Consider the following 9,763-nt stretch of genomic DNA (forward strand, 5'->3'; position numbering starts at 1 on the left):
GCAGGAACCGTTGTGGCGGCACCGCCGACGGGAGTCGCCTGTCGGCGTTGGGCGGCCTCCAGTTCGGAGAGCCGAGCCTGAGCCGCGGCATCCCCCGCGATGTCGGCATCCGGTCCGTACGCGCGTCGCCGCAGGCGTTCCAACTCTGCGTCTTCGAGCTCGACCGACCCCCCCGGGGCATCCATGCCCTGATTATCCGCCCGGGCACCAGGCGGGGAAAGGGGTGTCCCGGCGCGAGGATGACGCGCAAAAACGTTCTTCAATTGGCGGTCCGTACCCGGGCACACGACCCGTCTATCGCGGCGGCCGCGTGAGGGTGGAAGGTGGGGGGGGTGGGCGAGTGATCGATCGCGACGAGGATCCACTGGAGTTCGGCCGAGTCCTCTCACTGAGCGATGCCGTGTTCGGTCTTGCAATGACGCTGCTGGTAGTCAGCATCGTCGTTCCGCTGGGGCTCCCGTCAGATCAGTTCACAACCGCTATCGGCGAGCTGGTTCCGCGAGTCGCGATCATGGCGCTCAGCTTCGCCGTCGCGGCCAGCGCCTGGATCGGGCACCGGCGCGTCTTCTCCCGACTACAGCGCATCGACGCCGGCGTCCAGTGGCGCAACCTCGTGCTCCTTGGCTTCGTCGCGCTCATCCCGCTCCCCCACCAAGTGCTCGGCGGTTACGCGCATGAGCCGCTCTCCTATGTGCTGTACGCGGTGGTCCTCAGCGCGGTGAATGTGATGTTCGTGGCGCTTGAGCTTCATGCCGCACGCCGTCACCTGCTCCGCCCGAGCGCCTCGGAGGCATCCCACCGGCTGGAGGTTGCCCGCGGCGTGCTCGACGCGTGCGGCTTCGCGCTCAGCATCCCGCTGGCGTTCCTGGTCGTGTCATGGACGCCGCTGCTGTGGGTGGCGCTGCTGCCACTTGAAGCGCTGCTGGTGTGGCGGATGCAACCCAGCGGACCCTCGGAGGAGTCGCCGCGGCCAAGTAGCCCACCCTGACGAATAGCCGGGGATCTGCTGCGTCCGGTAGGCGAAGCTGCGCCGCCGGAACCGTGCGACCAATCCCCGAGGCTCGCGTCGCGTCAGGGCATCCCGTGAGCGATCCCTGAGCTGGCGCGGCGTCGGCTCAGCCGATGAGATGCCCGACGAGGTCACCCGTGAGTCGAAGTCCGCTCTGAAACGGCTGCCTGAGGCATCTGCCTCAATATTTGCGAGAGTCGGCCATCTCCAGGATATGTGTCCTCGGTTCGCCGAGTTTGGCTGGAGCCTTCTCGGGTGAGGGCCAGACTTTGGTGCGAAGGGTTTCAAGGAACGCGCCGGCATCCGTAACCGAGTCGAAGTCGATGTCCAGCATCACCGCGCGCTCGTCGTCCACGGGCCGGAAGATCCGGTAACCGCGCGCGCCGGAGCGCTCCCGGCCACCGGCATCTCTCTCGAAAGCATCCCTCCACATGTCGTAGTCGCGGACTTCAAGCTCGACTCTCAGCGTTGCCATGACACATCTCTTTCTTCGACACGCGGCACAGGTATTCATTATCCGTACCAGGTAACCATTACACGGGTAATGTAGCTTGCATGGAACCCGGGGTCAAGAACCGTCGCTACGACTCGCCGCATCGCCGCGCGCAGGCGGAGGCGACCCGTCGGGCGATCCTCGATTCTGCCCAGCGGCTGTTCGAGCGGCAGGGTTATTCCGCCACGTCTGTTCCGGCGATCGCCGAAGAAGCGGGCGTTGCTCTGAAGACGATCTACGTCTACTTCGAAACCAAGGCAACTGTGGTGCACGCGCTGTGGGACGCGCGCCTCGGCGGCGACGAAGCCGGTATTCCCGTCCTCGAGCGAGCATGGTTCCGCGCCCTCGTCGAGGAACCTGTTCCGGAGCGCAAGCTCCGCCTTGTCGCGGCACAGGCACGTCGGGTCAAGTCACGCTCCGGCGCTCTGCTGCAGGTGATCCGCGCCGCGGCATCCGCCGACCCCGACATCGCGTCACTTTGGGCGAGCATCGAGGTGAAACTCCTCGACGTGCAGCGTGCCATCGTCGAGCAACTCAACGCCACCGGATCCCTTGCTGCATCACTCGACGTCGCACGCGCGACCGACATCCTCTGGACCCTGAACCACCCCGACGTGTGGCACCTTCTCGTCTCCGCGCGTGGCTGGACCGGCGAAGAGTACGAGCGCTGGATGGGTGACGTCCTCTGCTCCCAGCTACTCGCCACCCCTGGGGCTGCGGAATGAGACCGACAGCCCGCCTCCCGGAGCCTCGTTCGGAGCCGGATACCGAAAGGAGCCCAGGGCTCTCCGACACGGATCTCTGGGGATCCTTGGCGCGCCGAGCCATCGATTTCGGCCGACGCTCCGAGCCGGTTGCTGCAGACCGTGACAACTGGCAGAGCCAGCTACGCATTGGTGGCTCACCTTTGACCGCCCGTGGCACAGGTGAGCGCCATACGCCGTGCATTCAAAGGCAGAAGGATGCTGCTGCGCCACTTTTCGGGTGACCGAAACCGCCGTGAAATCAGCTCGGGCGCGGTTGATGCCTGCGGCTCAGATCGTCGCGCGCCGGTTCACGACCTGTTCCGCGACATCACGTATCCGCGCTCCGGTGCGGCGGGCGTATGCCCGGAGCAGCGTGAACGCCTCATCGATGGACACATCGCGCTGATATGCCAACGCTCCCTTGGCCTGCTCGATGAGGATCCGACCGGCTAGCGCCCGCTGAAACTGTCCACCGGGCTGCGCGTGCCGCTGCAACACGCGACGCTGCACGATTCCGGTCGTCGCGACCTGAGCGAGGAGTTGAGCCACGGCGGAGTCGGAATCGGTCAGAACGCTCGGGCGATCCAAGAACAAATTCAGCGCGCCCAAGTGCCGCCCACGCAGCGTAATGGGCACAGCGTGGCCTGCCCTGAAGCCGCGCTGCTCGGCGACCTGCACGAACCGCGGCCATCGCCCCCGGACCGCGCTCAGTCTTGGAGTCTCTACCGTCTGCCCGAACCGGTAGCTGTCCATGCAGGGGCCCTGCAGCGTTTCCACCTGCACATCCTCCACATCACTGGTTCGCTCACTGGTGGAGGCGAGCAGGTGCAACACGCCGGCAGAGTCCGCCAGCACGATGCCCGCGTCCACGGCAGCCGTGAACGCCCCGGCGGACTGCACGATCAGGTCCATCGTGTCGATCAGGTCGTATCGGGGCTCAAGCGCCTCCGCCATGTGCCCGAACACGGCAGGCAGATCTGCGGGCACTCCCGGTTCGCTGGTCACAGGTCCGCCTCCCTACCTCGCGGTACTGACCCTGCACAACCCATGATCCTCCCTGAACCCCACCTCGACCAGCACTACCGGCCGCAATTGTTGTGGGTTACTCGTCGCCCGAACGGCTTGGCTCTGGCGGTTCCGGCGTCACCGTGAGCGGTTGGGGCCGGCTCGCTGCCAGGACCAGGTCGTCGACCCACGCGCGGTTGATGTGGGGGTGACGTTTCCCGAAGAAGCGAAATTGCATCGACACCGCAGGGTGGATCCAGAAACTGAGATGCCCGCCCCCGTCCACCGCATCAACGTCGAGCATGAACGGCTCGGACCGTCGGAGTTTGTGCATGATCACAAGGCGCAGGTGAGCCAGGGTGCGGTCGTCGATCTCCACGCTGCCTGTCACGCCGTACAGGAATAGGCCCACGATCAGAGCCTAAACAGCGGAGCGGATTCCTGCACCGGGCGCGACCACCTAGCACGCTGATTCGTGCTTGGCAACCGTCCCGAAGGCCCCGGGGCCAGGCGTAGCGTCACGATCAGATGGACGGGTGCTCATGATTTTCAGCCATTACGTCGTCATCGATGGCGAGAGGTACTTCGTGCCGGGTGAACACGGCATCGACGCTCTGAGGCAAGAGATCCTGGATGCTGTTCAGGCGGGCGGTGCGTACGTGGCATTGGCTCGCGCAGGTGTCGGATACACAGAAGTCCTGGTGACTGCCACCACACCAGTCCGGATTGAGCACATCGCTGCGGAGCCCTCGCCGACGATGGCCACAGGAGAGTACGCGGATGATGTCGACCCCGGGTGGTGGGTGTAGCCGCAGGCCGCTCGCTGTGGAGCAGCGGGTCCGCACTACGCGCGCATCCGCTCGGGCCTGGCCGTTTGCTCAGACGTCGGCGCGCGCAGTTCGGGCTCCGGGACGACCCACAGCCCGGCGTTGCTGGTCGCCGCATCGGCGAGAAGCTGCAACCATGCACCGTTGATGTCATGGCGCGTCGGACGAGAATACGTGAACAGCAGTGGGAGAGCGGAAGTCAGCCACATGACGGTCACGGGACCGCTCGTCCCGTCCCCCGGTTCAAGCCTCAGGGTGAATCGCTCGTCTCGGCGCAGTTTGTTGCAGATGACGATCTGCAGGTGCGCGAGGGTGCGGTCGTCGATCTCGGCGATGTATTGAGCAGCGACGTACTCCAAAGTGCCCATGCGATCTCCCGGTTGAATTCGCGCCATGTGTGTGCGGAGTACCGGGTCCGGGGCAACCTGGTTTGAAGATACCTCCCGATCGCCGATTCACCAACGCTCCGGAGTCATCGACCGCACGAGCAGGCTCTGTGAGGCGTTCAATCACAGAACCCCCCACTCGAGCTGCATCGCTGTGGCCGACCTGCAGTTATCGAGCGATGATTCGAGCCGCCGCGGGCAGGGTGAGGGTGCGTTCGGTGACCTCCTCAGCGACGGCGCTGAGTTTCAGCCCGTTTCTGCGGGCATAGTCCCGGAGGATGACGAAAGCGGTGTTCATGTCGGCACCGGTTTGCGCCGCGATGACGCCTTTGGCTTGCTCGATGAACACTCGGCTGTTCAGTGCCTGCTGCAACTGGTCGGCGAGCATCGCAGAGTCGCGAGAGGCGCGTTCGTGGAGGATGCCGATGGTGGCGACATCCGCCAAGGCTTGGGCGACGGCTGCATCCGATTCGCTGAGCCGCCCTGTGGTCATGCTGAACAGTCCCATCGCGCCGATGGTCTGTCCTCGCAGTCGCATCGGAAACGCGTGCATCGATCGGAAGCCTTGCTCGATGGCCGCGTTCCGGAACGCGGGCCACCGGTCCTCGGCATCGATGTCAGCGATCGTCACGCTCTTACCGGTGGTGAACGATTCAACGCAGGGTCCTTCCCCGGCGTTCAGCTGATTGATCTCGACGAACTCGACCTCCTCATTGGTCGAGGCGATCAGCTGCAGCATCCCAGCCGTGTCCGCGATCAACAACCCTCCCGCATCGGAATCCACCAACACGGTGCACTCACGCACCAGGGTGTCCATCAGGTCGACCACGTCGTAGTCAGCGACCAGCGTGTCGGCGACCTTGACGAAAGCGGCGCTCAGCCGCGCATCCCGCGATTGTTCAGCCATCATCCGTGCCCTCTCCGTCCTGTGAGTTGTTTGCAGGCCTTCCAGAGGCCGGTTCGCTGAAGTCCATCACTCGGGTCACGACGTCGCGCGCCACGTCATCGACGCTGCGGCCGGTGGCGTAGGCGTGGCCGCGGAGCCGGGCGAACGCTTCCGTTGCGGACGTGTCCAGCTGCGCCAGGACCATGCCGGTTGCCTGAAGGACGACCCGACGAGTTCCGGCCACCAACGCCGAGTCGTCTGGTCCGTCACTGTCGGCGTCCGCAGTGGCGAATTGCGCTGCCTGGACGGCGATAGCACTGGCGAGGGTCATCGCCCGCGTCACCTCGCGCTCGGACAACTCGCCCGGGGACAGGCGGTGCAGGTCCACTACCCCCACCGTCACCGCCCCGATGTGCAGCGGAAACGAAAACACCGCCCGTGCCTCGGTCTCCGTCACGGCATGCCCGAACATGGGCCATCCAGCGTGATCGGCCGATCGGACGTCGGGCACCAGAACGGGTTTCCGCGACTTCAGCGCCGACCAGTGGGGCCCTTCCCCGAGGTCGTATTGCAGCTGCTCGAGCTTGGTGGCCACGGCGTCGCTGGAGGACACCGTGGAGTGGTTGCCGGTGATGGTGACCACTGACACCGATGCACCGTCAACCGGCAGATGTGCCAGGAAGCCGGCGTGCAACGCGCCCGAACGCGGAGGACCGGCCGTTTCAGAACCGCTGCCCAGCTTCACCATCGCGCTGACACCCTGTGTCTAGAAGGAGCAGGGCGCGCGCCCCGCCGACGGATCGCGGGGTCCAGGCGTCGCACTTCCAATCTACCGCGACGACCTTCGCAACGCACCTGACAGTCGACCGGATCCGATCAGCTCGCGGCCCCGCGAGGCCGGCGCCGGCCGGGCGAGGAGTCCCAGGATGGGTTAACCTGGTGTCATCGCCCCAGACCTCGGCGCAGAGTCGCGCGCTCGATCGAGGGGTTTGGGATGAAGACCATTCATGTCGCCGGCGGGTCCTTCTTCACGGGCACGGAGATCGCCGATGCGGTGATGACCTACAGTCTTGAACTGGCGCGAGCGGAGCTGCTGGACATCGTCGAGATTCCGTTCATCGGCGCCGACGGAACCACCCAACGGGCCCAGATACGTGTGGGCTGGCGCATCGACACGATCGTGACCTTCACCTACGGAGAAGTGCAGGAACTCATCGACGCCGAGGCGAGCTTCGCACTCATCGACAAGACGGAACTGCTGCACACACGCCGTCTGGATTCAGATCACGACTAGGCCGGGTCCAGTAGGACGAACGGACGCACCCATGAATCTCACCGATCTGCTGGACGCACTCAATGCGGGGAGCACGATCACCGGCGACTCTCCACTGCATCGCGTGATGCACGAGACCAGCCAGGACGCGCTCCGGGTCACCGGGGAACTGAACGGCAGCTACCACTCCCCCGCCCGGGTCCGCGAGCTGGTGGCGGAACTGATCGGCAAACCCGTCGATGAGTCGGTCACCGTCTTCCCCCCGTTCTACGCCGACTTCGGCAAGAACATCGCCCTCGGAAAACGCATCTTCATCAACGCCGGCTGCAAATTCCAGGACCAGGGCGGCGTCTTCATCGGCGACGACTGCCTCATCGGGCACAACACCGTCCTCGCCACCCTGAACCACGACCTCGACCCCGCCAGACGCGCCGACCTCCACCCCGCCCCGATCGTCATCGGCCGCAACGTGTGGATCGGAGCGAACGTCACCGTTCTCCCCGGCGTGATCATCGGCGACAACGCCGTGATCGCCGCGGCATCCGTCGTCACCAAGGACGTCCCCACCGATACCGTCGTCGTCGGCTCCCCCGCTCGCGCGGTCCGAACCGTGACTTCTGCACACGGCCACTAGAGTTTCTGCGAAATTACGATCGGAGCACTCAGCGCCTCGACGGGACGATCGCCAACAACTGCGTTCCCTCCGCCTCGCTGAGGCATCCTCTTTCGGACAGTTCGGGCGAATCCCTTCTGGGCTCTGCACGACAGGGGGTGCGCAGGCGTGCCGCCGGTGAGAAAATTCACGTGCGAGGCAGACCCATCGCATGCGCCGAGGATCTGGCCGAGCCGCTGAAGAAGCGAGACCCACTCGATGGGCGAGCGGGTCGAAAACCAACCTCGAAGTCCGAACGATCGAAGGGACGGACATGCGCAATCGATCCCTGGCAGCAATAGCAGCCCTCGGCGTACTGGTAGGAGCGTTCGCGGTACCGGCCGCGGCGTCCGCTGCCACGCCGGCGAGCCTCACCCCATTCTCCTTCACTCATCTCAGTGGCGAAGACGAAGTCCCCGGCCCCGGTGACCCGGACGGGCGCGGCTTCGCATTCGTCAGATGGAACACGCACGACGGAACCATCTGCTACAACATCTTCGTCGCACGGATCGAGCCGGCAACGGCGGCGCACATCCACGTCGGCGACGAGAACACCGCGGGTCCCGTCGTTCAGGGCCTTGAGGCCCCTACGAACGGATACTCCTCCGGCTGCGTGGACAACGACCAGCTCGCTGCAGCGCTCGATGCTGATCCCGGCAACTACTACGTCAACGTCCACAACGCCGAGTACCCCGGGGGCGCGGTACGCGGACAGCTCGACTGAATCGCCGGCGGGCGAGGATCGCCGGCCGGCGCGGCTTGCGCTCAATGCGTGTGGCGGTGATGGGCGTCGGGGTAGTGCTCGTGTGAGTGAGTGAGGCGCTCGTGTGAGTGCTCGTGCTTGTGGCGCGTGCCGGCTGGGACGCGCTCGGAGTGCTCGTGCTGATGGTGTTCGTCGTGCGTGTGCCAGTGGTCGTGCACGACGGGTTCGTGGGTGTGTTCGTGGCCGTGGTGTTCGGTCAGGTGCAGCCAGACGCCGAGTGCCATGAGGAGACCCGCGATGAGGAGCTGCCAGGTGACGGCCTCGCCGAGCAGGATCGCCAGCAGTGCGCCGAAGAACGGGGCGACGGAGAAGTAGGCGCCGGCGCGGGCCGTTCCGACATGGCGCATTCCGACGATGAAGAGCGCGAGGCTGACGCCGTAGGCGAAGAACCCGACGGCCAGCGCGGCGGCGATGCTGCCCGCGCCCGGCAGGGTGGCCCCGAGCGCGAACGCGAGGGTCAGATTCACGGGTCCGGCGACGAGGCCCTTCACCGCGGCCAGCCAGGTCGCGTCGTTGAGCGCGATCTTGCGCGTGAGGTTGTTGTCCAGGCCCCAGAAGAAGCAGGCACCCAGCACCGCCAGCGCCGGCCACGGGCTGCCCAGTTCCGCGCCGTTCGGGATGCTGAGCAGCACCGCACCGGCGACGATCGCGATCATGCCCAGTGCGATGCGACGGTCCAAGTTCTCCCGGAAGACGAACCAGGCCAGCAGCGCTGTGAAGACGCCTTCCGCGTTCAGCAGAAGGGAGGCCCCGGAGGCGGGCATGTCGGAGAGTCCGAGCATCAGGAGGACGGGCGCGATCATGCCGCCGCTGAGAATGGCCCCGGCGAGCGGCAGATACTCGCCGCGCTTGAGTCGCACGCGCGGTGCGCGGCGGATCAGGCGCAGGATGCCCAACCCGATGCCGGAACCGCAGTAGAGCAAGCCGGCCAACAGCCAGGGGCTCACGTCACCGCCCAGCAGGAGCTTTGCGAGCGGCGTACCCGCCCCGAACAGCAGCGCAGCCAGGAGTGCGGCCTGCACGCCACGGTTAGACAGGGCTTGCCGGACCATGCATCCAGTGTCGCACCGGACCGGCTCGGTCCCGTCGGCATCGACGCACCGCCGAACACAGCGCAGACTGTTGAGACCCGATCTTGCGAACGGCGAAGGAGGAGGACCGATGGCCGACTGGTGGATCGTCGCGCTGGGCGTGCTCGCCGGTTTCGTGCTGCTCTGGTTGGCGTTGGTCGTCATCCTCTGGGTCCAGCAGAGACGAGCCGGGTCAGCGATGGACTGGCGAGCGATTCTGCGGCTCGTTCCGGATGTCATCCGGCTGCTGAGACGGCTGGTCGCGGATCGCACGGTCTCCCGCCCAACCCGGTGGTGGCTGGTGGGGCTGCTCGCGTACCTGCTGCTCCCCATCGATCTCGTGCCTGACTTCATCCCGATCCTCGGCTTTGCCGACGACGCGATCGTCGTCGCGCTCGTGCTTCGAATCGCGATCCGTCACGCCGGTGTCGATGCGATCGAACGTCAATGGCCCGGGACTCCCGAGGGCCTGCAGACCCTCCTCGTCCTCACCGGTCACGCCCCGCCGACGGCGAGCGTCAGCTCTTCCTGAGGTCCTCGGCGAACATCACGAGGATGCCGCTGGGACCGCGCAGATAGGTGAGCTTGTACACGTCCTCGTAAGTCGCCACCCCGCGCAGAGGTCGGCAGCCGTGCTTCGCGGCGATCTCGAG

The 9,763-nt window shown here is 65.8% G+C and carries 14 protein-coding genes and 2 pseudogenes; 7 read left to right on the forward strand and 9 right to left on the reverse strand.

Annotated elements, in window-relative coordinates:
* Window positions 1–185, reverse strand: a pseudogene (locus VFX99_RS03200) (hypothetical protein); the annotation flags it as partial.
* A 155-nt stretch (window positions 186–340) separates the two neighbouring features.
* Between VFX99_RS03200 and VFX99_RS03205 the strand changes: the two are divergent.
* Window positions 341–988, forward strand: a complete 648-nt coding sequence (locus VFX99_RS03205; protein WP_329664872.1) for a TMEM175 family protein — start codon at window positions 341–343, stop codon at window positions 986–988.
* Window positions 989–1,190: 202 nt separating this feature from the next.
* Here the strand turns inward: VFX99_RS03205 and VFX99_RS03210 are convergent, their stop codons facing one another.
* Window positions 1,191–1,484: a hypothetical protein gene (locus VFX99_RS03210; RefSeq protein WP_329664873.1), complete on the reverse strand. Its 294-nt coding sequence runs from the start codon at window positions 1,482–1,484 to the stop codon at window positions 1,191–1,193.
* An 80-nt stretch (window positions 1,485–1,564) separates the two neighbouring features.
* On the opposite strand from VFX99_RS03210, the gene VFX99_RS03215 reads away from it, so the two are divergent.
* Window positions 1,565–2,227 (forward strand): helix-turn-helix domain-containing protein, encoded by a 663-nt coding sequence (locus VFX99_RS03215; RefSeq protein WP_329664874.1) that lies wholly within the window; start codon window positions 1,565–1,567, stop codon window positions 2,225–2,227.
* 309 nt (window positions 2,228–2,536) lie between these two features.
* Here VFX99_RS03215 and VFX99_RS03220 read toward each other — a convergent pair whose 3' ends face one another.
* Both VFX99_RS03220 and VFX99_RS03225 read right to left on the reverse strand, forming a co-directional pair.
* Complete coding sequence (locus VFX99_RS03220; protein WP_329664875.1) at window positions 2,537–3,235, reverse strand: GAF and ANTAR domain-containing protein; 699 nt, start codon at window positions 3,233–3,235, stop codon at window positions 2,537–2,539.
* Between the two features lie 115 nt (window positions 3,236–3,350).
* Window positions 3,351–3,665, reverse strand: coding sequence for an ATP-dependent DNA ligase (locus VFX99_RS03225; protein ID WP_329664876.1), 315 nt, complete (start codon window positions 3,663–3,665; stop codon window positions 3,351–3,353).
* 130 nt (window positions 3,666–3,795) lie between these two features.
* Between VFX99_RS03225 and VFX99_RS03230 the strand changes: the two genes are divergently transcribed.
* Window positions 3,796–4,062, forward strand: coding sequence for a hypothetical protein (locus VFX99_RS03230; RefSeq protein ID WP_329664877.1), 267 nt, complete (start codon window positions 3,796–3,798; stop codon window positions 4,060–4,062).
* Window positions 4,063–4,097: 35 nt separating this feature from the next.
* Here VFX99_RS03230 and VFX99_RS03235 read toward each other — a convergent pair whose 3' ends face one another.
* The 3 genes from VFX99_RS03235 to VFX99_RS03245 form a co-directional block, all read right to left on the reverse strand.
* Window positions 4,098–4,448, reverse strand: coding sequence for a hypothetical protein (locus VFX99_RS03235; RefSeq protein ID WP_329664878.1), 351 nt, complete (start codon window positions 4,446–4,448; stop codon window positions 4,098–4,100).
* A gap of 187 nt (window positions 4,449–4,635) precedes the next feature.
* Complete coding sequence (locus VFX99_RS03240) at window positions 4,636–5,376, reverse strand: GAF and ANTAR domain-containing protein (protein WP_329664879.1); 741 nt, start codon at window positions 5,374–5,376, stop codon at window positions 4,636–4,638.
* Window positions 5,366–6,100, reverse strand: a complete 735-nt coding sequence (locus VFX99_RS03245) for a GAF and ANTAR domain-containing protein (protein WP_329664880.1) — start codon at window positions 6,098–6,100, stop codon at window positions 5,366–5,368. Before VFX99_RS03245 ends, VFX99_RS03240 begins: the two co-directional genes overlap by 11 nt.
* A 246-nt stretch (window positions 6,101–6,346) precedes the next feature.
* Here VFX99_RS03245 and VFX99_RS03250 point away from each other — a divergent pair, with 246 nt between their 5' ends.
* From VFX99_RS03250 to VFX99_RS03260, 3 genes are all read left to right on the forward strand, one after another.
* A complete protein-coding gene (locus VFX99_RS03250) occupies window positions 6,347–6,646 on the forward strand; it encodes a hypothetical protein (RefSeq protein ID WP_329664881.1) in 300 nt (99 codons plus the stop codon).
* 31 nt (window positions 6,647–6,677) lie between these two features.
* The gene (locus VFX99_RS03255; RefSeq protein WP_329664882.1) at window positions 6,678–7,259 is read left to right on the forward strand and encodes a DapH/DapD/GlmU-related protein; all 582 of its coding nucleotides are present in this window, start codon (window positions 6,678–6,680) and stop codon (window positions 7,257–7,259) included.
* A gap of 292 nt (window positions 7,260–7,551) precedes the next feature.
* The gene (locus VFX99_RS03260; RefSeq protein ID WP_329664883.1) at window positions 7,552–8,001 is read left to right on the forward strand and encodes a CHRD domain-containing protein; all 450 of its coding nucleotides are present in this window, start codon (window positions 7,552–7,554) and stop codon (window positions 7,999–8,001) included.
* 41 nt (window positions 8,002–8,042) lie between these two features.
* Here VFX99_RS03260 and VFX99_RS03265 read toward each other — a convergent pair whose 3' ends face one another.
* Window positions 8,043–9,092, reverse strand: coding sequence for a DMT family transporter (locus VFX99_RS03265; protein ID WP_329664884.1), 1,050 nt, complete (start codon window positions 9,090–9,092; stop codon window positions 8,043–8,045).
* A 109-nt stretch (window positions 9,093–9,201) separates the two neighbouring features.
* On the opposite strand from VFX99_RS03265, the gene VFX99_RS03270 reads away from it, so the two are divergent.
* Window positions 9,202–9,642: a YkvA family protein gene (locus tag VFX99_RS03270; protein ID WP_329664885.1), complete on the forward strand. Its 441-nt coding sequence runs from the start codon at window positions 9,202–9,204 to the stop codon at window positions 9,640–9,642.
* Here the strand turns inward: VFX99_RS03270 and VFX99_RS03275 are convergent.
* Window positions 9,629–9,763: pseudogene (locus tag VFX99_RS03275) on the reverse strand (VOC family protein); the annotation flags it as partial. The gene VFX99_RS03270 and the pseudogene VFX99_RS03275 overlap by 14 nt on opposite strands.

Source organism: Microbacterium sp. (assembly GCF_036277215.1).
In the GTDB taxonomy this organism is placed as follows: Bacteria; Actinomycetota; Actinomycetes; order Actinomycetales; family Microbacteriaceae; genus Microbacterium.